The organism is Nocardiopsis endophytica (assembly GCF_027706725.1).
GTDB classification, from domain to species: Bacteria; Actinomycetota; Actinomycetes; order Streptosporangiales; family Streptosporangiaceae; genus Nocardiopsis_A; species Nocardiopsis_A endophytica.
In genome coordinates this window covers 1-21,902 of record NZ_JAQFWQ010000092.1, presented here as the reverse complement: position 1 = coordinate 21,902, position 21,902 = coordinate 1, and the positions used below count along the sequence as shown (strand labels likewise).

At 74.8% G+C, this 21,902-nt stretch carries 19 protein-coding genes; 11 read left to right on the top strand and 8 right to left on the bottom strand.

Annotated elements, in window-relative coordinates; translation table 11 throughout:
* Positions 1-51: 51 nt before the first annotated feature.
* Positions 52-363, top strand: a complete 312-nt coding sequence (locus O4J56_RS24520; protein ID WP_270689018.1) for a hypothetical protein — start codon at positions 52-54, stop codon at positions 361-363.
* Here O4J56_RS24520 and O4J56_RS24515 read toward each other — a convergent pair.
* The gene (locus O4J56_RS24515) at positions 341-2,323 is read right to left on the bottom strand and encodes an elongation factor G (protein ID WP_270689016.1); all 1,983 of its coding nucleotides are present in this window, start codon (positions 2,321-2,323) and stop codon (positions 341-343) included. The two genes, O4J56_RS24520 and O4J56_RS24515, sit on opposite strands and share 23 nt — an antisense overlap.
* 228 nt (positions 2,324-2,551) lie before the next feature.
* On the opposite strand from O4J56_RS24515, the gene O4J56_RS24510 reads away from it, so the two are divergent.
* Positions 2,552-3,070, top strand: coding sequence for a hypothetical protein (locus tag O4J56_RS24510; protein ID WP_270689014.1), 519 nt, complete (start codon positions 2,552-2,554; stop codon positions 3,068-3,070).
* A 72-nt stretch (positions 3,071-3,142) separates the two neighbouring features.
* Here the strand turns inward: O4J56_RS24510 and O4J56_RS24505 are convergent, their stop codons facing one another.
* On the bottom strand, positions 3,143-3,622 hold the full coding sequence (locus tag O4J56_RS24505; RefSeq protein ID WP_270689012.1) for an Lrp/AsnC family transcriptional regulator: 480 nt from the start codon (positions 3,620-3,622) through the stop codon (positions 3,143-3,145).
* A 106-nt stretch (positions 3,623-3,728) separates the two neighbouring features.
* On the opposite strand from O4J56_RS24505, the gene O4J56_RS24500 reads away from it, so the two are divergent.
* Positions 3,729-4,724, top strand: coding sequence for a threonine ammonia-lyase (locus O4J56_RS24500; protein ID WP_270689011.1), 996 nt, complete (start codon positions 3,729-3,731; stop codon positions 4,722-4,724).
* A 310-nt stretch (positions 4,725-5,034) separates the two neighbouring features.
* On the opposite strand, the gene O4J56_RS24495 is transcribed toward O4J56_RS24500, so the two are convergent.
* Positions 5,035-6,300, bottom strand: a complete 1,266-nt coding sequence (locus tag O4J56_RS24495) for a cytochrome P450 family protein (protein ID WP_270689009.1) — start codon at positions 6,298-6,300, stop codon at positions 5,035-5,037.
* 360 nt (positions 6,301-6,660) lie between these two features.
* On the opposite strand from O4J56_RS24495, the gene O4J56_RS24490 reads away from it, so the two are divergent.
* Entirely contained in the window at positions 6,661-8,268 is a 1,608-nt protein-coding gene (locus tag O4J56_RS24490; protein WP_270689007.1) for an alkaline phosphatase D family protein, read from the top strand.
* Positions 8,269-8,392: 124 nt separating this feature from the next.
* Positions 8,393-9,913: an amidase gene (locus tag O4J56_RS24485; protein WP_270689005.1), complete on the top strand. Its 1,521-nt coding sequence runs from the start codon at positions 8,393-8,395 to the stop codon at positions 9,911-9,913.
* A gap of 60 nt (positions 9,914-9,973) precedes the next feature.
* Here O4J56_RS24485 and O4J56_RS24480 read toward each other — a convergent pair whose 3' ends face one another.
* Entirely contained in the window at positions 9,974-10,621 is a 648-nt protein-coding gene (locus tag O4J56_RS24480; protein ID WP_270689003.1) for an NADPH-dependent F420 reductase, read from the bottom strand.
* Positions 10,622-10,715: 94 nt separating this feature from the next.
* Here O4J56_RS24480 and O4J56_RS24475 point away from each other — a divergent pair, with 94 nt between their 5' ends.
* Positions 10,716-11,108, top strand: a complete 393-nt coding sequence (locus O4J56_RS24475; RefSeq protein WP_270689001.1) for a winged helix-turn-helix transcriptional regulator — start codon at positions 10,716-10,718, stop codon at positions 11,106-11,108.
* A 618-nt stretch (positions 11,109-11,726) separates the two neighbouring features.
* On the opposite strand, the gene O4J56_RS24470 is transcribed toward O4J56_RS24475, so the two are convergent.
* Positions 11,727-12,695 carry an ArsR/SmtB family transcription factor gene (locus O4J56_RS24470; protein WP_333563819.1) on the bottom strand — a complete coding sequence of 323 codons (969 nt, stop codon included), beginning with the start codon at positions 12,693-12,695 and terminating at the stop codon, positions 11,727-11,729.
* Positions 12,696-12,792: 97 nt separating this feature from the next.
* On the opposite strand from O4J56_RS24470, the gene O4J56_RS24465 reads away from it, so the two are divergent.
* The 3 genes from O4J56_RS24465 (at position 12,793) to O4J56_RS24455 (ending at position 15,467) form a co-directional block, all read left to right on the top strand.
* Complete coding sequence (locus O4J56_RS24465) at positions 12,793-14,007, top strand: MFS transporter (protein WP_270688997.1); 1,215 nt, start codon at positions 12,793-12,795, stop codon at positions 14,005-14,007.
* A gap of 90 nt (positions 14,008-14,097) precedes the next feature.
* A complete protein-coding gene (locus O4J56_RS24460) occupies positions 14,098-14,319 on the top strand; it encodes a hypothetical protein (RefSeq protein WP_270688995.1) in 222 nt (73 codons plus the stop codon).
* A gap of 605 nt (positions 14,320-14,924) precedes the next feature.
* Positions 14,925-15,467, top strand: coding sequence for a hypothetical protein (locus O4J56_RS24455; protein WP_270688993.1), 543 nt, complete (start codon positions 14,925-14,927; stop codon positions 15,465-15,467).
* 68 nt (positions 15,468-15,535) lie between these two features.
* Here O4J56_RS24455 and O4J56_RS24450 read toward each other — a convergent pair whose 3' ends face one another.
* Positions 15,536-16,030: an anthrone oxygenase family protein gene (locus O4J56_RS24450; RefSeq protein WP_270688992.1), complete on the bottom strand. Its 495-nt coding sequence runs from the start codon at positions 16,028-16,030 to the stop codon at positions 15,536-15,538.
* 137 nt (positions 16,031-16,167) lie between these two features.
* Between O4J56_RS24450 and O4J56_RS24445 the strand changes: the two genes are divergently transcribed.
* Positions 16,168-17,121, top strand: a complete 954-nt coding sequence (locus O4J56_RS24445) for an AraC family transcriptional regulator (protein ID WP_270688991.1) — start codon at positions 16,168-16,170, stop codon at positions 17,119-17,121.
* A 28-nt stretch (positions 17,122-17,149) separates the two neighbouring features.
* Here the strand turns inward: O4J56_RS24445 and O4J56_RS24440 are convergent, their stop codons facing one another.
* Entirely contained in the window at positions 17,150-17,593 is a 444-nt protein-coding gene (locus tag O4J56_RS24440; protein ID WP_270688990.1) for a VOC family protein, read from the bottom strand.
* Between the two features lie 145 nt (positions 17,594-17,738).
* Positions 17,739-19,814 (bottom strand): acyltransferase family protein, encoded by a 2,076-nt coding sequence (locus O4J56_RS24435; RefSeq protein ID WP_270688989.1) that lies wholly within the window; start codon positions 19,812-19,814, stop codon positions 17,739-17,741.
* A 599-nt stretch (positions 19,815-20,413) separates the two neighbouring features.
* Between O4J56_RS24435 and O4J56_RS24430 the strand changes: the two genes are divergently transcribed.
* Positions 20,414-21,523 (top strand): substrate-binding domain-containing protein, encoded by a 1,110-nt coding sequence (locus O4J56_RS24430; protein WP_270688987.1) that lies wholly within the window; start codon positions 20,414-20,416, stop codon positions 21,521-21,523.
* The last annotated feature ends 379 nt before the right edge of the window (positions 21,524-21,902 follow it).

The following is a 21,902-nucleotide window of genomic DNA, read 5'->3' as shown; positions in this document are numbered from 1 at the left end:
CGCAACCCCGGTTCGCATCACGTGTGTCTGTCCTGCCGATCGGACTTCAAGGTGCGCAGCCTCCCCGACCGGCAACGGGTCTGCCCCAATTGCGCGGGCGTCCTGATCAACGCGGGCAACGACCTGGAGGTGCCCCGCCGCGACGACGCGGCCGGGTGGTACGTGCTGGACGTCCTGCTCCGCGCCGGGGTCACGTTCCACTCCTCGTGCTGTGACGGGCCCGGGTGGCGGCCGCGCACCGTGCGCCAGGTCAAGGAGCGGATCCAGGCCGCAGAGCGCACCGGCACACCCCTCGCCCAGGCGCTGACCACCCGCGACCCCGACGAGATCGGGCGCGGCGTCATGCGTGTCCCGTCCGACTGAGGTGGGCCAGGTACTCCGCCCGGTCCAGAGGGTTGCCGTCGGTCCGCTCCCGCCGCGGCGGCGGGCCGTCGACCGCGCGGTCGACCCCGGGGCGCGTCCACCACGTCCCCTCTCCGCCCGTGAGCCCCGGCAGCCGCGCCGCGACGGTGTGCACCTCCCGTGAGGGGATCTCACCGGCGAGCCGCCACGTGCTCCCGCCCGTGTCGGCCTCCCCGATGTACGCCCGGGCGGTCGACAGCACCGTCATCACGTCCCCGAGGGCGTCGGTCGGCCCCTCCACCTCGAAGACCTGCAACGGCTCGTACACGCGCGTTCCCGCCCGCGCCAGCGCGCGCATCAGCACGAGTGGTGTCAGCCCCCGGAAGTCGGCGGCCACGCTCGCCGGAGCGAAGAAGCCGTTGCGGATCAGGGTCACCACGCAGTCGGGCACCGGCCACCCGTACAGCCCCTGCCCGAGCGTGGAGCGCACCGTCTCCTCGATCGCCCGGTCGTAGGCCGCCGGGATGGCGCCGTATTCGACCTCGCGCCGGAACCGCACACCGGTACCGGGGGCGCCCGGCTCGACGCGCAGGCCGACCGTCGCCCAGAACTCGTCCACCCCGGGCCCCATCTCCTCCACGGCCTCGCCGGTGCCCACGAGCCGCTCGGTGAAGACCGTGGCGCTCTCCTCGAACACCGCGTCCACACCGAACTCCTCGGCGAGGGTGGAGGCGATGACCTCCTTCTGCACCTCCCCGTACAGCAGCACCGACACCGCGCCGCCGGGCAGGACGCGGATGCGGATCAGCGGGTCCTGTTCGGCCAGCGCGGACAGCGCCGCGTGCAGCCGCCCCGCCTGGGAGCGGTCGGCCGCGCGCACCACCGACTCCAGGGACGGGCGGGGGAAGCGCGGGGCCGGGGCGCCGGGCCTCGGCGGTCCGAGCCGGTCGCCGACCCGCAGCCGGGGCAGGCCGCGCACGCGGGCGATGCCGCCCGCGGTGAGCGCGCGGGGGCGGTCGGGGCCGGCGGCCACCACCTCCAGGGCGGTGATGCGGCCGGAATGCCCCTCCTCCCCCGGTTCGGCGCGGGCGAAGGAGACCTGCGCCCGGGGCTCCAGGCGGCCGGAGAACAGGCGCAGGTAGCCGCACTTGTCGCCGGTGGGCGACCGGTCGACGGCGAACACGGTCCCCGCGGGCTCCCCGCCCCCCTCATCGCCGGCCCCGGGCGCGGACGGGAGCAGGCCGGCGAGGGCGCGGGTGAGTTCGGCGACGCCCGCCCCGGTGATCGCCGAGCCGAACAGGACCGGCTGCACCCGGCCGGCGGCCACCTGCGCGCGCAGCCGCGCGTGCAGGTCGGGGCCGGGCGGCAGGGGCCGGTCCTCGACCAGGGCGGTGAGCAGTTCGTCGTCGTGCTCGGCCAGCGCCTCGGCCAGCCGGGTGCGGAAGCCGGCGCCGTCCTCCTCTGCCGCCCGGGTGCGGGCCTGCCGGGTGCCCGCCCCGTCGACCGTGTTCAGGGGCAGGAGCCGGGCGTCAGAGCGGCGGCGCAGCTCGTCGAGGACGCCGTCGGGGCGGGCGCCGCGCCGGTCGGCCTTGTTCACGAAGACGAGGACGGGCAGGCCGGCCTCGCGCAGGTGGCGCATGAGCAGGCGGGTGTGCGCCTGGACGCCTTCGACGGCCGACACGACGAGCACGGCCGCGTCCAGGACCGCCAGGGCGCGTTCGACCTCGGCCACGAAGTCGGCGTGGCCGGGGGTGTCGACGATGGTCACCTGGCGCCCGTGCGCGCTGAAGCAGGTGACCGCCGCGCGGACGGTGATGCCGCGCTCGCGCTCGATCCGGCCGGTGTCGGTGACGGTGTCGCCGGTGTCGACGCCGCCCATGCGGTCGATGGCGCCGCCGTCGAAGAGGAGGCGCTCGGTGAGGCTGGTCTTACCGGCGTCGACGTGGGCGACGATGCCGATCGTCAGAGGTGGAGTGGTCATCGGGTGCGACGTCCTGAGGATCTCGTGTCCGGAGGTTGGGCTCGAAGAATCCGCAGAGTCGCCGCATTCGGTCTCTCCCTCTCACTCGGTCGTGGTCGGCCACCGCATGCTCGCGCGGGTGCACCGCGATGCGCAACGGAATTTCGGGGAGGACGGGGCCGGCCCGCGCTTCGCCTCGGCCACTCGTGCGGTGGCCGGGGACGTTCACCGGCTTGTTAGCCTCCTGGCGTGACAACGCAGGATCTGGAGGCCGTCGTCGACGACCTGCTCGCCCTTCCCTTCCCACGGGAGCAGGAGCGGGAGGGGGATCGGCGCGGCGGACCCGGCTACCACGTGCACGTTCTGCGGGCCAGTGAGGACTTCTGGGAGGACCGCGGCGAGGAGGTCGTCGAGGCGGCCGAAAAGGAGATCGACACCGCTTTCCAGGCGCTGGTCGAGGCACTGACGACGCGCTGGGGTGAGCCCGAACGCGTCGATCTGACGCCGTACCTGCACAGGGAACCGGTCGAACGGCCGTTCATCGATCCGTTCGGGCTGCGGACGCCTCGTGCGGAAGGCCCTGTGCCCGAGCCGATCAGCGAGTTGTGCATGCTCGCGAGCACGATGCTCCTGTGGCGGCCGCCGGAATCGGGGCGATGGGTCTGCCTTGCCGTGGGGCAGAACGATCGGGAGTTCCCCATCGAGCTGCTGGCCGCGGTCGGCGATGCGCCGATCCCCCCGCGCGAGGATCGGGGCCGTCCGCTGTGATGTGGTCGGGCGGCCCTGAGCGCGGGCGGGCGAACGCGTCACCGGCCCCGGCGAGCGTCCGCGGTCATCGCGCTAGCCGGTCTCGATCGGCAGGGTCAGGCCCGACTTGACCGCGCCGGACGATGGGAAGGTCTCGTACCGCCTGACCCCGAAGTCGCTGACGAACAGGCGCCGCGACAATTCCCTGTTCTGGGCGATGTCCCGCGTCACCAGCAGCACCGCGTAGTCCCACTGGCCGATGACGGCGTAGCACTGCTGCACGCACGCCTCCTCGCGCATGCGCGCCCGGAAGGCCGCGTGGTGCTCGGGGTCGTCGTCGGCCAGCGCCACCAGCACCAGCGAGGTGAGGCCCGCCCCCACCGCCTCGGGGGCCACCACCGCCACCTCGGCGCGTATGACCCCCGTGCGGCGCAACCGCGTCAACCGGCGCTGCACCGCACTCGGCGACAGGCCCACCTCATCGCCCAGCTCGTGCAGCGGGCGCCGGGCGTCCTGCTGGACGAGGCCGAGCAGCAGGCGGTCGAGGTCGTCGAGGGGGTGCGGTTCGCGCATGCAAAAATTTTGCACGCGGCGGCGGAAACGGGCAATCGCCGCCACCGCTCCCCCGCCTAGCGTGGCGGCATCCGGTCCCGGAACATCCGATGACAGGGAGTCCGCCATGACCCGTGCCCACACCGCCCCCCGCCCGACCGGCGCCCCGGAGGGCGCCGACGACCTGGACCTGGACCGCATCGCCGCGGCCCGCGAGTACATCGACCCCGTCTTCCTGGACACGCCGCAGTACCGGGACGCGATGCTGGACGCCGCGCTCGGGCGCCCCGCCCTGGTCAAGGTCGAGACCCTCAATCCGCTGCGCAGCTTCAAGGGGCGCGGCGCCATGCACCTGGCGGCGCACCTGCCCGCGGCCACCGGGCTGGTGTGCGCGTCGGGCGGCGGCAACTTCGGGCAGGCGGTGGCCTACGCGGCGCGCGGCCGCGGCATCACCGCCGACGTGTTCGTGCCCGGGCACACCTCCGAGGTCAAGACCGCCCGCATGGCCTCCTTCGGTGCGCGGGTCCACCGGGCTGCCGCCCCCGACGAGGAGGCCGAGGCGTTCGCCGCCGCCGACACGGGCCGGGTGCTGGCCAAGGACGGCGTTGACACCGCCATCGCCGAGGGGGCCGGCACCATCGGCGTGGAGCTGGCGCGGGCCGGCGGTTTCGACACGGTGGTCCTGCCGCTGGGCGACGGCGCCCTGATCACCGGCGTGGCCAGGTGGCTGCGCGCGCACGCGCCGGGGGTGCGGGTGGTGGGCGCCGGCGCGGCCGCGGCCCCGGCGATGGCGCGGGCCTGGCGGACCGGGCGGGCCGAGGCGGTCCCGCCGTCGTCGTCCTTCGCGGCGGGGATCTCCATCAGCACCCCGCGCCCGGAGGCCGTGCGGCGGGTGCGGGCACTGGTGGACGACGTGGTGCTGGTCGACGAGGAGGAGCTGACGGCGGCGATGCGCCTGGCCGCCCGCACGCTGGGGGTGCTGCCCGAGCCCGCGGGCGCGGCGGGGCTGGCGGCGATCGCCCGCGGCGCCGAAGCGGTCCCGGGCGAGTCCGTGGCCACGGTGATCACCGGGGCCAACGCGGACCCGGCGGTGTTCGGTCAGGCAGGGGGCGGAGCGGACTGAGGAGTCCGGCCCGCCGGGGCGGCGCCCCTGCCGTCCACAGGGGCGCCGCCCCTCGGCGGGGCGCAGGGGCTCCGGGCGCGTGCGCGGAATGCGCGCCCGGGCCCTGCTCCTCGGCGGTCGTGGTCTCGCGGTCGCGGCCGCCGGACCGGTTCGAACGCCGACCGCCGGAGCCGACGGGGTCCGTCGGAGTGGTGCGGCCTCCGCCGGTCATGACCGCCCTCGGCGGGCGGCCGGAGGCCTCCTCCCGGAAGGGCCGGCCGCCGGTCCGGAAGCCGGGGCGGGCCTTGCAGGCCTGCGGTCCGTATCGTGGTCAGGCGCCGCCATGGGGCCATACGGGAAGCGACGTCAGGTGCCGCGAGCCCGGCTGCTCGAAGCGCTCCAGGTCCTCGGGGGCCACCGCGAGCGCCATGTCCGGGTACCGCTCCAACAGCAGGTCCAGCGCGACCTCCCCCTCCGTGCGCGCCAGCGCCGCCCCCAGGCAGTAGTGCGGCCCGTGGCCGAAGGACACGTGCGTCTCGCGCCGCCCCGCCGGCTCGCGGGCGACGTCCAGCCGCTCGGGCTCGGGGAACGCCGCGGGGTCGCGGTTGGCCCCCGCCAGGGCGCACACGACCGCGTCCCCCTGCGGGATGCGCACCCCGTGCAGCTCCACGTCCTCCTTGGCGTGGGCGACACCCGCCATCGGCGCCGGACCGTGCAGGCGCAGCAGCTCGTGCACGGCGCGGGGCATCAGGCCCGGGTCATCGCGCAGCACCGACAACTGGTCGGGGTCCTGCTGCAGCGCCAACACGGAGTTGGCCACGAAGTGGGCGGTGGTGTGGTGCCCGCCCTGGACGATGATGAGCACCATCGCGACCAGCTCGTCCTCGCTGAGGCGGCCCCCGTCCTCGTCGCGCGCGTGGATGAGCGCGGTCAGCAGGTCGTCGGGGGCCTCGCCGCGGGCCGCGAGCGCGCGCCTGTCGGCGATGTTCCGCAGCACCGCGTCGACCATCAGCACGAAGGAGTCGTTGTAGCGCTCCGGCGCCCCCTCGGCGATGGTGTGCATCCACGCGCGCCACTGAGGGCGCTCGGACTCCTCGATGCCGACCAGCTCGCAGATGACGTTGCCCGAGACCGGGAAGCCGTAGTCCCACAGCACGTCGAACTCCTCGCGCCCCTCCAGGGCGTCCAGCGCCTGCTCGGCGATGGTGCGGATGCGCGGGCGCAGGTCGTTGACGCGGCGCACGGTGAAGGCGCGTGAGACCAGTTTGCGCAGGCGCGCGTGGTCGTCGCCGTCGGTGGTGAGCAGTCCGCGCATGTAGCGCTTGTAGTCGTCGGTGATGCCGAAGGCCTGCACGAGCTGGTCGAGGATGCCCGCGCCCTCCAGCCCGGGGACCCGGGTGGCGTCGCGCATGAAGCGCGGGTCGTTGAGCACGTCGCGCACGACGTCGTAGCGCGTGGCCATCCAGGTCGTGTAGTCGACTCCGGGGAAGGCGATGCGCACCAGGGGGGCGCCGTCGCGCATACGCGCGTAGCCGCCCGGGATGTCGTCCATGAACTCGGGGGAGCCCAGGTCGAAGACGGTGTCGGATGCGGTCATGGTCGGCCTCGCTAGGCAGAGCGGTGGTGGTCCGTCGCCGTCCACGCTATCCGCTCTTCAGTAATTTCTGAAGACTCGGAACAAGGGTGGTGCGTTAAGAAGCCGCAGTGCCCCGGCGCCCCTCCGCAACCCCCGGCGCGGGGCCGGTACCGGCCCCGCCCGTCCCGCCGCGGCGCCACCCGGCCCCGCGCCGCCCGCTCCACCTGCGCGGATGCTCGGCGTCACCGCGCCGTCACCGGCGAGGGGACAACGTTCATCGCGCGATTGTTGGGACGTCCTGCCCCGCATGCGCTGATAGACCTCGGTCCGGTCCGTCCCACCCCCAAGGGGCGGATACCCGACGATTCCGAGGAGACGTGAATGTCGGACACCCCCCTGAACACATCCCCCTCATCCCCCGCCCCCTCCACCCCCGAGACGGCCGGACGCGGCGCCACCCGGCGCGGCGTGCTGCTCGGCGGCGCCGCCGCCGTGGGGGCCGCGGCCCTCGGCGGGCTCGGAACCGCCCCCGCGCACGCGGCGCCGCGCCGCCTGCCCGACCCCTTCACCCTGGGCGTGGCCTCCGGCGACCCGCTGCCCGACAGCGTCGTCCTGTGGACGCGCCTGGCCCCCGAGCCGCTGGCCGACAGCGGCCTGGGCGGCATGCCCGAGCGGGCGTACACCGTGCAGTGGCAGGTGGCCGAGGACGAGCGGTTCCGGCGCATCGTCTCCTCCGGCGAGACCCGCACCGTCCCCGACTCGGCCCACTCGGTGCACGCCGAGGTGTCGGGGCTGCGCCCCGCGGCCGACTACTTCTACCGGTTCCGCGTCCAGGGCCACATCAGCCCGGTCGGCCGCACCCGCACCGCGCCCGCGCGCGGGTCGAGCCCCGAGGCGTTCTCCTTCGCCTTCGCCAGCTGCCAGAGCTACACCAACGGCCACTACACCGCCCAGGCCCACCTGGCCCAGGAGGACCTGGACCTGGTCGTGTTCCTGGGCGACTACATCTACGAGTACGGCGACACCGGCGAGATCGGCCGCGCGCACTACCCCGCATGGGAGACCGTGTCGCTGACCGACTACCGGATCCGCCACGCCCAGTACAAGACCGACACCGACCTCCAGGCCGCGCACGCCGCGTTCCCCTGGGCGGTGGTCTTCGACGACCACGAGGTGGAGAACAACTGGGCCGACGACAAGCCCGAGGACGGCGGCGACCCGGAGGAGTTCCTGCGCCGCCGCGCGCGGGCGTTCCAGGCCTACTACGAGAACATGCCGATGCGCGCCGCCCAGCGCCCCGACGGCCCGAACGTGCAGATGTTCCGCCGCCTGGCCTTCGGCGACCTGCTGGACCTGCACCTGCTGGACACCCGGCAGTACCGCGACGACCAGGTCGGCGACGGCCAGCACGGCGACCCGGACCGCACCATTCTGGGCGAGCGCCAGCGCCGCTGGCTGACCGCCGGCCTCACGGGCAGCGGAGCGCGCTGGAACGTGCTGGGCCAGCAGGTGTTCTTCAGCCGGCGCGACTTCGTCGACGGCGACGGCACCAACTTCAGCAACGACGCCTGGGACGCCTACCGGGTCGAGCGCGACGCCATCCGCGACGTCCTGGCGACCGGCCCGTCCAACCCGGTCGTCATCACCGGCGACGTGCACGCCAACTACGTGGTCGACGTCAAGGCCGACTTCGAGGACCCCGAGTCGGCCACCGTGGCCACCGAGCTGGTGGGCACCTCCTTCACCAGCGGCGGGGACGGCGCCGACAACGGCCCCGACGACGCTGTGCAGCTGCGGGAGAACCCGCACATCAAGATGATCAACCGCCGCCGCGGGTATGTGCGCAACACGGTCACCCCGACCGAGTGGACCGCCGACTACCGCGTCGTCGACCAGGTCAGCGAGCCGGGCGCCCCCATCCGCGACCTGGCCCGCTACACCATCGAGGACGGCCGCCCCGGCGCGATCGGCCCCGACTCCCGCGCCTGAGGTCCGGGCGCGCGGGCGCCGGCCCGCGCGCCCCGTCCACGGCGGCCGGCGGCCGTCCCCCGCCACGCCCCTTCGTCCCGGGAACCCCGAGAACAGGTTCCACCCGGGGTGCTAGTTTCCCCTCATGCGTGTGGATGAGTACCTGGAACACGATGCCGTCGGGCTGGCCGGGCTGATCCGGGGCGGGCAGGTGGGGGCCGCGGATGTGCTGGATGCCGCGGTCGCCCGGTGCGAGCAGGTCAACCCCCTGCTCAACGCGGTCGTCCGTCCGATGTACGACGAGGCGCGGCGGCGGGTGGCGCGCCCCCTGGGCGGACCTTTGGCCGGGGTCCCCTTCCTGCTGAAGGACCTGTTCCACGACTACGAGGGGGTCCCCACCTCGGCCGGGTGCCGTGCGCTGCGCGATGTGCCCGCGCCCCGGCACGCCGAGGTGGTGCGCCGGTGGCTGGACGCGGGCCTGGTGCCCTTCGGCAAGACCAACCTGCCCGAGTTCGGCGCCAAGGGCGTCACCGAGCCCGAGGTGTTCGGCCCCACCCGCAACCCGTGGAACCCGGGGCACACGCCCGGGGGCTCCTCGGGCGGGTCGGCCGCCGCGGTGGCCGCCGGGGTCGTCCCGGCCGCCAGCGCCAACGACGGGGGCGGGTCGATCCGCATCCCCGCCGCCTGCTGCGGCCTGTTCGGCCTGAAGCCGGGGCGGGGCCGGGTGCCGTTCGGCCCGGGCCGCAGCGAGCCCATGCACGGGGCGGCGGTCAACGGCACCGTCACCCGCACCGTGCGCGACAGCGCCGCGCTGCTCGACGCGGTCGCCGGCCCCGAGCCGACATCGCCCTTCCCCATCGCCCCGCCCGAGCGGCCCTACGCCGAGGAGGTCGGCCGGGCGCCCGGGCGGCTGCGCATCGGCTTCACGGACCGCTCGCCGCTGGGCACGCCGGTTCACCCGGAGGCGGTCGCGGCGGTCCGCTCGGCGGCGGCGCTGCTGGAGGAGCTGGGCCACGACGTCACCGAGGCCGAGCCCGACCTGGACGGCCGCCGCCTCACCGAGGACTTCCTGACCCTGTGGTACGGGTCGATGGCGGCACTGGTGGACGGCATCAAGGACGACACCGGCTGCGGCGACGAGGGGTTCGAACCGGACACGCTGATGCTGGCCGCCATGGGCAGGGCGATGAGCGCCGCCGACTACGTGCGCGGCGCCGACCGGTGGAACACGCACACCGCCGCGCTGAGCGACTTCCACGCCCGATACGACCTGCTGCTGACGCCGACCATCGCCGGTCCCCCGGTGGCGATCGGGCGGCTGGACCCGCCGCGGTGGCTGCGCGCGGCCGAGCGGCTGCTGGTGCGCACCGGCACCGAGCGCGTGGTGACGGCGACCGGGCTGGTGACCGAGGAGGCGGTGACCAACCTGACGGCGACCCCGTTCACCCTGACCGCCAACCTGACCGGGACCCCGGCGATGTCGGTCCCGCTCCACTGGACGGAGAAGGGGCTGCCGCTGGGGGTGCAGTTCATCGCCGCCGCCGGGGGCGAGTCGATGCTGTTCCGGCTGGCCGCCCAGCTGGAGAAGGCCCGCCCGTGGGCCCACCGCCGCCCGGGCGCGGTCCCCTTCCCCGAGAACGAGGAGGCGGGGGAAGACGCTCCGTAGGCGGACGGCGGGGTGGTTCCGGGGCGTCCACGAGGCCGCGCCCGGCGCGAGGTGGGCCCCTCAGGCCGCACCCGCCGTACCCGCTGTGGAGGGCAGTGCGGCCGAGGGGTCGACGCCGGACAGGTGCAGGGCCGCCGCGACCCCCGCGACCTCCTCCAGCTGCCGGGCCCGGGACAGCGGGCCGAGGACGGCCGGGACGCCTCCCGCGTCGCGCACGAGGGCGCCGACGGCGTCCAGCGCCCCGGCGTCGTCGCCGCACATGGCGACCACCGGGGGCGCCGTCTCCTGAGCGGCCTCCCAGACGGCGGAGGGGAACAGGTGGAAGGCCTTCACCACGTGCGCCCCGGGTGCGAGTGCGGCGATCCGCTGGGCCGCCGATCCCCCGCCGCCCACCTGCACCACCCCGACGCCGTGGTCGACGGCGTTGACGGGGTCGATGAGCGCCGTACCGCGCAGCGACCCGTCGCCCGCGCCCACGCCGCCCAAGACGTCCTCCACGGCCGCCCAGGGGACGGCCAGCAGGACGGCGTCCTTGTCGGTGGCCGCCTCCTGCATGGTGACGCCCCTGGCTCCGCCGCCCAGCCGGTCGGCAAGCGCGCGGGCTTTGCCCGTCGACCGTCCGCCCACGGCGATTCCGTGGCCCGCCTGCGCCCACGCGGCTCCCAGCGCGGCGGCCATGTTCCCCGTCCCGAGCACACCGATCCTCATGCCTGACTCCCATCAGCGTTCGTGCCGTGCGACCGGAACACTAGGCACCCCGTCGCGCACCGATCGGTGCGCGACGGGGTGCGACGATGGGGCCATGGCGGAGGAGACCGGCCAGTGCTACGACTACGTCGCCGACTGCCGCTTGCGCGCGGCGTTCGACCTGTTCGCTCACACATGGGACCCGGTCGTGCTGGCCGCCTTGCACGAGGGGCCGCTCAGGCGCGGGCGGCTGCGCACGTCGATCGGGGGCGTCAGCGACAAGGCCCTGACCGAGGCGTTGACGCGCCTGGTGGGGCACGGCCTCATCGAACGGCACCGCCACCGTGAGGCGCCGCCCCGAGTCGAGTACGGACTGACCCCGCTCGGCAAGAGTCTGGTCGACGGTCCCATACGCGCCATGGCCGAGTGGACCGGCGAGTACGGTGACAGGCTCGCCGCCGCCGGCGCGGAACCCCCGGGAAACGGATTCCGGAAGCCTTTCCTCTGAGCGGGCGGCTTTCCCGTCGGGTGCCCCGGCCGGGCGGCGGGCTGCCAGTGCACCCCTGCCCGCCGATGATCTCGACAAAGGTGCTGTCAAAACCGCCGGAATGGCAGCACTTCCGTCGAGATCATCGCCCAGGGGGCGGATTGGGTGGTGAAATCGACGCCTGATCAGCCAAAAAGCGTCGATTTCACGACGCAGGATGGCCCGCCCCCTCATCAGCTGCCCGTTATGCCCGCTATATGCCACCCGGACGGCCCCCTCCACGTTGATCTCGGGGAAGTCGGGGTTATCGTGTCCGGTTTAACCCCGACTTCCCCGAGATCAACAACAGTGCGGCCCCGTACCGCCGTCCCCTCGTTGATCTCGGGGAAAAGGACGCTAAAACCGGCCCAGTAGGGGCGTTTTTCCCGAGATCAACGTGGAGGGGCAGGCGGGGCCGGGGAATCGCCCCGCCGTCGCCGCCCTCAACGCCGCGCTCTGTCGGCCCGCCGGACGGCCCGGGCCCGTGAGCGGGGGACCTGCTCAGCCGCCCGCCCACCCGGACCGCGAGAACCCGAAACTTGAGCTCCAGGGGACGTGTGTCCAAAACCGCGTTCCCTTGCTCCGGGCCCGGCCCTTCCGTCAGTCCCGTCCCGTCAGCGCGGTGCCCAGCGGGGTCCTGGCGTAGAGCACCCTCCGGCCGACCCTCCACGACTCCAGCAGCCCCACCGCCCGCAGCGCCGTCAGGTGTCCCGAGACGCTCCCCGGGCTCATCTCCAAGCGCGCGGCCAACCCGGTCGTGGTGTCGGGCTCGGCCAACGCCAGCAGGAGTGTCGCCCGTGTCCGACCCAGCGCCCCCGCCAGCGCCTCGGGCGGCCGCCGTGCCGGCGGGGACCACAGGTCGCCCACTCCGCGCGCCGGGTACACCAGCGTGGGCTGCCACGGCTCGTCGCTGATGAGGATCAGCTCCGGCCACACGAAGACGCTGGGCATCAGCACCAGCCCGCGCCCCTCCAGGTGCAGCTCCTCAGGGGCCGACGGCCCGTGCACCGCCAGCGCGCGCCCGTCCCACCGCAGTCGCGCATCGAGGCCTTCCATGAGCCGCTCCAGCCCGCCCTCCGACAGGCGGCGCGCCCGCTCGGCGATGTCCGCGTCCAGCAGCGCGCGCATCCGGGACCAGTGCGGCCGCACCAGGTGGTGCCAGAACACCTCCAGCAGATCGGCCAGGGCGTCGCGGGTGGCCGCCGGGTCGCGCAGCAGGCCGTCGACCGCGTCGCGGGGCAGCCGTCGGCGCGGGTCGAGCAGGCACTGGCGCAGCTCGGCCCCCACCTGGCCGGGCGGGGTGGCGCGCACCCGCGCCAGCTCGCCCTCGACCGAGGTCAGCGGCCCCTCGGGGGCGGGCGTCAGGAAGTCGGGGACGTAGCCGGGCCGGGGCACCAGCAGGCGGAACCCCGCAAGGTCGGTGCCCTCGGGCAGGCGGGCCCGCCGCACCCACGGCAGGTGGAGGCCGTGGCGGTCCGGTTCGAGCAGCGTGTGCGCCGCCGCGAAGGCCTCCCACAGCGGCGAGACCGCGAACCGGCAGCGCATCAGGTCCTCATGCGCGAAGTACACCCGACCGCCCACGGCCGCGCCCCCTCACCCTCCGCCGAGGATTCGACCATAGCCGAATCCGTTGAGGGCCCACCGCCGCGGGCGGCACGGTCGGGGCATGCCGACCGCTTCCCCCGCGGCCCCCGGAGGCCGCGCCACCTACCTGCGCGTTCTCGCCGTCGGCGAGTTCCGCGCCCTGCTCGCCGCCGAGGTGCTGTCCGTCCTCGCGCTGGTCGCCGTCCAGATCACGCTGTCGGTGCTGGTGTTCGACCGCACCGGCTCGCCCCTGCTGTCCGCGCTTGCGTTCGCCCTCGGGTTCGCCCCGCAGCTGGTGGGCGCGGCGCTGCTGTCGGCGGTGACCGACCGCTACCCGGCGCGCTCGCTGATGACCGCCGCGCAGGCCGCCAACGCGGTGCTGGTGGCGGCGATGGCGCTGCCCGGTGCCCCCGTCCCGGCGATGCTGGGGCTGCTGGCGGTGACCGGCCTGGTCGCGCCGGTGTACCAGGGGTGCCGGTCGGCCGCGGTCGCCGACGTGCTGGCGGGCGACGGGTTCCCGCTGGGGCGGTCGCTGCTGCGGATGGCCGCCCAGACCGCGCAGATCGCCGGGTTCGCGTTCGGCGGGACCCTGCTGCTGGTGCTGCGCCCGCAGACGGTGCTGGCGGTGGCGGCGGCGATGATGGCCGCCGCAGGACTCCTGGTCCTGGTGGGAACGGCGGCCCGCCCCGCCCGGCAGGGGCCCGGGGGCCGGGTGGTGGGGGCCTCGCTGGCGGGGGTCGGCAGGGCGCTGCGGGTCCCGCGCCTGCGCGCGGTCCTGCTGCTGATGTGGCTGCCCCCGGCGCTGATGGTCTGGCCCGAGGCGCTGGCCGCGCCGCTGGCCGACGGCATGGGCGGCGGGCCGGTCCTGGTGGGGCTGCTGCTGTCGGCCGGCCCGGTGGGGACGGTCGCGGGCGAGCTGCTGGCCGGGACGGTGCTCGACGCCGGGCAGAGGCGGCGCTGGATGGTGCCGTTGGCGCTGGCGGCGTTCGCCCCCTTCCCGGTGTTCGCCATGGGGCCGGGCCCGGCGGTGGCCGTCGCGCTGCTGGGGGCCGGAGCGCTGGGGTTCGGGTACACGCTGGCCCTGGACGCCCTGCTGCTGGAGGAGGCGCCGGAGGAGATGCGCGGGCGCGTGTTCACGCTGGCCTCGGCGGGCCTGATGATCACCCAGGGCGTGGGCTTCGCCGCGGCGGGGGCGGTGGCCGAGGCGGTCCCGCCGCACCTGGCGGTCGCCGTGGCGGGCGTGTGCGGGATCGCGGTGGTCCTGGCGGCGGGGCGGCCCTTCGTTCGGCCCGCGTGAGGGCGGACGGCCGAGGACACGGGTCCGCACCGTCACGCGTGGTCCGATTCCCGCCAGCCCACGAGGTTGAGGCCGGGGATGCTGGTCGTCATGGAGTACACGACCCAGGACCGCAGGGAGCGTCCGACCGAGCGGACCGGACGGAGCGAGTGGATCCTCGTGCGCGCCTTCGGCGCGCGGGGCGCCGTTGTCGAAGGGGTGCTGAGCCCGGACGTGTCGACGGCGGCCGAGGCGGCGGCCGACATGTGCACCCGGCAGGACGTGGAGCGGGTGGAGATGTCCCGCCCGGTCACGTCCGCCGGAGCGGCGTGATCCGAGTCCGGCCGGGTCGCCCCGCCGCTCATGGAACCGGGCGGTCGGGGCCACCCGCCGAAGGCGCGCGGCCCTGAAAGCGACACTGCTCCAGTGACACCGCTGGCGAACATCGCCGGGCCTCCTGGAGGAGAGACCGGCGGGTCGTGTCCCTTGGAGCGGTGTCTCTTCCATCCGCCGGGGTCGGTCACGGCCGGCGGAAGTGACACCACTCGGCGGGACACCATCGCCCGGCCAAGCGGGGTGCGGAAGGACCGGGCGGCCACCACGCCCCGCCCCGGGCACCCCTGTCGAGGTCATCGGACACGCCGCACAACGGGGCCGGACCGGTCCGAATCCTCCGACGGTGTCCGCCGCTGGGCACCGGCGCCCCGCTCACCCGCCCCGACCGCGTAGCCGGGATGGCGTGGGACGGCGTCCGCTGGACGGACGTGGAGCGCCGGTGCGGCGAAGGCGGTCATGCCCGCAGAGGGATCGTCATTTTCGTGCATCGCCGACATGACGATGCGGCAAGTAGTTCAATGGCTCCACGAGGATTCGGTGGCGCTCCGGCCTACCGGGTCCCGAGCATCCGACAACATCACACCGCACTCGATGGAGCTACCTTGACCCCTGTAGCACTTCCCCGAATCCGCGCCGCAGCCGTGCTCGGCGCGCTCCCCCTCGCCGCTGCCGGGCTGTTCACGGCCCCGGCATCCGCGGCCCCCGCCCAGGACGTCGACCTGGTCTGCACCACCACATTCCAGTTCGACTTCACTCCGGCCCTGGATTTCAACACCGTCGACGCGGACGGCGTGGCGACGATCGCGAGCTGCCGGACCCCCAACGGCAGCCAGCCCGATCTGCAGTCTGCGCAGGTCGTCAGCACGCCGGGAACGGAGGCTGCAGGCTGCTCTCCGGCGCCGCTGAACATCGACGGCGGGGCGACCATCGAGTGGAACACCGGGCGGACCAGCCAGGTCGATTTCGTGATCAGTACCGATCCTGAGACCGGAGACCTCGGGCTGACGGCCGATATCATTCGCGGTGTCATGGCCGGGGGCACCATCACGGCCGTGCCCGTGATCGCCACCCAGGACGGGCTCTGCGGGGCGGACGGTGTGCGGAGCTTCACGGCGAACGCCGCCGCGCTGACCTTCACGAAGTGAGCATCCCCGGTCGGCTGTGGCGGCTGAGGCCTCCACAGCCGCCCGGTGTGCCCCCGAAGGATCTCCCCCTACCCGGCCGCCACCGACACCGCCAGGCACACCACCCCCGCCGCCGACAGCACCGTCCGCACCGCGTTCCAGCGCACCCACGGGGCCTCGAAAGCCCTCCGGGCCGCCTCCGCCTCGGGCCCATCCACCGGCCCCGCCGCCTCCAGCGCGTTGTTCAGCGGGACGTTCAGCGCCGCCGTCACCACGAACACCGCCGCCACCAGCACGAACGCCGCCCATCCGGCCACGGCCGCCACGCCTCCCGCACCGGTGGCCGACACCGCCGCGACCAGCGCCAGCACCGGCGCCCCCAGGAACACGGCCAGGAACACCGGATTCACGATCGCCCGGTTGATGCCCTGCATCGCCCCCACGAACACCGGAGCCCCCACGCCGCGCAGCCCCGGCATCACCCCCACCGTGAAGGCGAAGAACAGCCCCGCGTACACACCCGTGGCCGTCAGCGCCGCAACCGCCGCCGCAACCGCCGCCGCGACCCGCCAGAACTCCGCCATCGTGGGCCTCCCCGTCCCTCCGCGCCCCGGCCCTCCGCGGCCGGCGCACCCACAGTCAATCCCCGCGCCCCTGCCGCCGCCATCGCTCAGACGCCCGTGCGCATAAGCGCGCGTCCCCGCGGTGCGACACTCCTGTCATGGACGAACTGGCCGGGCTGCTGGACGGCCCCCGAGCGCGCGGCGCCTTCCTCCTGCGCGTACTGCTCGCCTCGCCCTGGTCGCTGCGCGTCGAGGACGAGGCCCCGCTCACCCTCGTCCTCGTCGTGCGGGGCACCGCGCACCTCCTCTCCGAGGACGCCAAACCCGTGCACCTGTCCGCCGGGGACGCCGCCGTCGTGCTCGGCCCCGCCCACTACACCGTCGCGGACCCGCCCGACACCCCCGCCCGCATCGTCATCGGGCCCGACCAGCAGTGCACCACCCTCCACGGCCGCCCCCTGCGCGAGACCCTCGCCCGGGGCGTGCGCACCTGGGGCGACGAGGCCGACCTCAGCACCACCGAGATGCTCGTGGGCACCTACCGCGTCGGCGGCGAGGTCGGGCGCCGCCTGCTGGGCGCCCTGCCCGCCGTCGCCGCCCTGCGCGCCCCCGGCACCCCCGCAGACGCCGCCGAGCCCGTCGCCGCCCTCGGCTCCCTGCTGCGTACCGAGATCGACCGCGACGCCCCCGGCCAGGAGGTCGTGCTCGACCGCCTGCTCGACCTGCTGCTCATCGCGGTGCTGCGCGCCTGGCTGGCCCGCCGGGGCGCCGACGCCCCCGGCTGGGTCCGCGCCCGCGCCGACCCGGTGGCAGGGCGGGCGCTGAGCCTGCTGCACGGCGCCCCCGGACGGCCGTGGACCGTGGCCGCCCTGGCCGCCGCGTGCGGCTGCTCCCGGTCGGTGCTGGCGCGCCGCTTCACCGGGCTGGTGGGCGAGCCCCCGATGGCCTATCTGACCGGGCTGCGCCTGGCCATGGCCGCCGACCTGCTGCGCGACGGCGACGCGACCCTTGAGGCCGTCGCCCGCACGGTGGGCTACGGCTCCCCGTTCGCGCTGAGCACCGCCTTCAAGAGGGCCTACGGCGTCAGCCCGGCCGAGTACCGGCGGGGGTGAGCGGTGCGGCGCGCCGCCGCCCCGCCCCTCACTCGCCCAGGACCGCTGTCCCCTCGCAGTCCAGGCCCCAGGACGAGGCGAACGCGGGCCGCCGGGCCGCGTCCACGACCTCGATGCGCGCCCCGATGGAGTCCAGCCGGTGGTAGGCGAACGGGCGCCCGTACGGGCACCCGGAGAAGTCCAGGGGCGCGCCCGCCGCCTCCAGCCGCCCGCCCTCCCGCTCCAGGTCGGCGGCCCAGTACCCGAGGTGGTCGAAGCGCGCCCGGCCCCCGCAGTCCCATGGGCTGCCGGGCGGCCCCTCGATGAGCTCGATGAAGGGCGCGTCCCCGCGGGAGAAGACGATACGGAACTCCCAGTCCCCCATCGTCTCGGTGCGGGGCGCGCCCCATTGCGCCCCGGTGGCCGCCGTCAGCTCCCCCATGGCCCGCTCGATGTCGGGCACGGTGAAGCACACGTGGTAGAAGTCCGCCATCGACCGCCCTTCGCCGCCCCGGCTCTCCGCCGCCGTCCGCCCGCGCCGCCGGCCGGCACGGACCGGGCGACCCTACGGCCGCGCGCGCCGGCGCGCCAATCACCGGCCCGATGGCCGCCATCGGCGCACCGATGGCGGCCGGGGGTCACAGGCGGCTCAGCGGGTCCGCCGCCGCCTCCTCCAGGTCGGCGGCGAGCATCTGCGAGTAGGTGGCGGTCAGGTGGTGGCTGTCCCGGTACACCAGCACGTTGCCCACCACGGCCGGGCACGTGTCGTCGGTGCACAGCCGGTCGTTGAGGTCGACCACCTCGGCGTCGGCGCCGTCCATGTCGGCGGCCATCAGCTGCGGGTCCTCCTCCCCCAGGGCGTCGTCGCGCTCCTTGGCGCAGACCGACGGGTCGTCGGGGTTGAGCTCCACGCACTCGGGTACCCGCGCCCGCTGGACGGGCGTGTCGGCGATGGCGACCACCGAGGCGCCGGCCTCCTCCACGGCGCCCCACTGCTCGGCCATGCCCTCGGCGATGCGGCGCTTGCCCCCCTCGCCGTCGCCCGCCACAGCGCTGGCGGCACGGCTGCGCGCGCTGGTGAAGACCAGGTCGGGCTCGACGTCGCCGGTGAGCTGGTCCACCACGTCGCCGTTCCAGTCCGCGCACTCCTCGTAGGGCCGGTCGTCGTCGCTGGCGCGCGTCACGGTCTCGGTGGTGAAGGGGCAGGAGGACTTGGTGAAGGTGTAGACCCGCCACCCGTGTTCCGCGGCGACCTCGCGCACGGCCGGCACCCAGTGGGCGGCGTGCGAGTCGCCCACCACGGCCACCCGCACGTCGGCGTCGTCGGGCCCGTAGACGCACGGGTCGGCCGTGCGGTCGCCGGGCATCGCCTGGCAGTCGTCGTCGTAGACGCTGGGCAGGTCGTCCAGGGCGTCGACGGGCGAGGGGTAGATGTCGGCGGCGGTGTCCCCCTCGGGCTCGGGGGCGGAGAGCGCCTGCGGGCCGACGTGGACCGCCGGGTCGAAGGGCACGTTGCGCTTGGCCTGCACGTGCCCGTACTGCAGCGCGGTGACGGTGGCGGCCAGGAGCACCGCCGCGACCGCGAAGGCCAGGGCGGAGCGGCCGGTCTTCAGCAGGCCCCCGGTGCGCACCGGGTCCTCGACGGCGATCTTGGTGGCCCAGGCGAGCAGGACGGACCCGGCGGCCACGGCGAGGCCGCCGGCCAGGCCGAGCGAGTGGGACTCGGTGGCGGCCAGCGTGAACACGATGAGCGGCCAGTGCCACAGGTAGAGCGCGTAGGAGATGTCGCCGACGAAGCGGGCGGGCGCCAGGCTCAGCAGCCGGTAGGTCGACAGCGGGCCGGTGGTGTGCCCGGAGGCGATGACGGCGGCCGTGCCCAGCACGGGCAGCGCCGCCGCCCAGCCGGGGAAGGCGACCGCGTCGTCGTAGGCGGCGGCCGCGGCGACGATGGCCAGCAGGCCCGCCCAGCCCAGCCCGGCGCGCACCTGCTCGGGGAGGCGGCGGTAGGTGAGCACGATCGCCAGCACACCGCCCACGGCCAGCTCCCACATGCGGGTCTGCGGCAGGAAGTAGGCGGGGGCGGGGTCGTTCATGGTGGTCCACACCGAGAAGGCGAAGGACACCGCGATGACGGCGCCGCCGCCCAGCAGCAGCGCGCGGGCGCGGCGCAGGTGCGCGGGCAGGGCGGTCCAGCCGATGAACAGCAGCGGCCACACCAGGTAGAACTGCTCCTCCACGGCCAGCGACCAGAAGTGCTGCACGGGGCTCTCGGCAGAGCCCGCGGCCAGGTAGTCCACCGACTCCCGGGCCAGCAGGAGGTTCTGCACGTAGGCGGCCGAGGCGAGGATCTGCTTGGCGGTGTCGAGCAGCTGCGCGGAGGGCAGCAGCAGGACGGCCGCGGCCCCGGTGACGGCCAGCACGGCGGTGGCGGCGGGCAGGATGCGCCGGACGCGCCGGATGTAGAAGCCCGACAGGGACACCCGGCCCTTCTCCCGCGCCTCGCGCAGGAGCAGCGTGGTGATGAGGAAACCGGAGATGACGAAGAAGACGTCGACGCCGATGTATCCGCCGGGGAGGAGGTCCTTGTCGATGTGGTAGGCGACCACGAGCCCGACCGCCAGCGCGCGCAGGCCTTGCACTTCGGGGAAGAAGCGGCGCGGCGCGGGGGCGGCCGGTGCGGTGGTCGGGGGCGCGGGCTGGGATTGCGTCGTCACGGAGGTCCTTGCCTGCGTATCGGGGCCGTCACCTGACGGCGGGGCACGGCGCCCGGTACCGCCGCCGCGCGACGCGCTCCGCCGACTTTCCTGAGAATTCTCTCAGAGATGTGGATCCTCTCAGGAAAACGCGACCGTGTGTAGTCGGACAGGCGGAACGGGCGACGAATGAACCGGAAGTTCGCCCGCAGGTGACCCAAGGGCCACGGATTCGTCGCGAGCCACAGACGAACGGCGCCCGCGGAAGCGAGGGGGAGCGACGGCCGCACCGGCGAGGTCGGCCCGCCGGCGACGCTCCGAGTCCCGGTCCGGCTTCCCCTGCGTTAGAGCCCGCCCCGCCCGCCAGGGCGCAGGGAAGGGGCGTCAACACCCCCTGAGCCGGGGACGACCAGCGCGGGGGTTCCACCCTGGATGCCCGAACCGGCCCGCTTCGCGCCGAGGCGTTCGAACACCGGCAGGCGACTTCAGGCCGCCCGACGGACGTGCCGCCACCCGTGTGCCGCGCCCTGGAAGAAGCGCGGGACCGGTGTCCCCCGGAGCCGTTTCCGGACTGATCGCTATGCTGCCGACTAAACGGTCAAACGAACATGGGGGTGGGCATGCGCGAGCCGGTGGGCGAGCGGCGCCGGAGGATCCTGGCCGCCGTCCGGGCGCGGGGCGAGGTCCGGGTGGCGGACCTGGCCTCCGAGCTGCAGGTCTCGATGGTCACGGCGCGCCGGGACATCGAGGTGCTGGCGCAGGAGGGCAAGCTGCGGCGCGGCCACGGCAGCGCCCGGTCGCTGGTCCCCGCCGGGCGCCCGACCGCACCGCCGACCGGAGGCCCCGGCGCCGTGGCCCTGGTCGTCCCCGAGCGGCACGCCTACCTCAACGAGGTCATGTACGGCGCGCGCACCGCGCTGGAGGCGGCCGGGGTGCGCGTGGTGCTGCACATCGCCCCCCAGGTGGAGGGCGCGGAGCGCCCCATCATCGAGCGCATCCCGCAGGAGGGCGTCCGGGGCCTGCTGATCGCTCCGCGGTGGCGATCGGCCGCCGAAGAGGAGGCCGACCAGCACTGGCTGGCCCGGCTGGAACGCCCCACCGTGCTCATGGAGCGCAGGCCACGGCCGGGCGGCCCGCTGCACACCATGGACGCGGTGTGCAGCGACCACTGGTACGGGGTCCGGCTCGCCGTGGACCACCTGGTCGGCCTGGGGCACCGGCGGATCGTGCTGGCCGCCCGCGCCGACAGCCCGACCGCCCGTGCGGTCCGCGCCGCCTTCACCGAGGTCGCGGAGTCCGACCCGCGTGTGGAGGACTGGGCGGCCGTGCTCAGTGCCGAGGGCGCCGACGCCGACGGTGACGCCGGCCCGGAGCCGGACGCCGACGACCCGGGCTGGCTCGCCGCACTGCTGCGCCGCCGCGGAGCCACGGCCGCGCTGCTGCACGGCGACGTCGACGCCCTGATGCTGGTCCAGCGGCTCGCCGAGGCGGGGGTGCGGGTGCCGGAGGACTGCTCGGTGGTGGCCTACGACGACGTCGTCGCGGCCCTGGGCGCGATCCCGCTGACCGCGGTGGCCCCGCCCAAGGCGGAGGTCGGCAGGGTCGCGGCGGAGCTGATGCGGGACCGCCTGGCCGCCGAAGAGGCCGGCGCGACGTGGAGCCCGCGACGAGTGGAGGTCCTCCCGCACCTGGAGGTCCGCGAGTCGACCCGGGCCGCTGCGCCCGACTGACCCCGGGCGGCCGCACGGTGCCCGCCGCACCGGCGCCATTCCGGCAGCTGAGGCCGCCCTGCGCAGCGGAACCGAAGCGGAATCGTGCCCTCGGCGCCCTGGGAACCGCGCAAACCGGGCGCCGGTCCGGTACGAGCTCGGCCAGACCCCGCCTTCCGGGCGCCCTGGGGCACCCTAGGGTCATCTTGGGTGGTGAAACCGACACCTGATCTGCCTAAAAGCGTCGTTTTCACGACACAGGATGCCCGAACCCCTCTCCCCGCCGCCCGATATGCCCGATATGCATCACCCGAGCGCCCCCCTCCGCGTTGATCTCGGGAAACTCGGGGTTAAACCGGACACGATAACCCCGACTTCCCCGAGATCAACACCAGCGCGC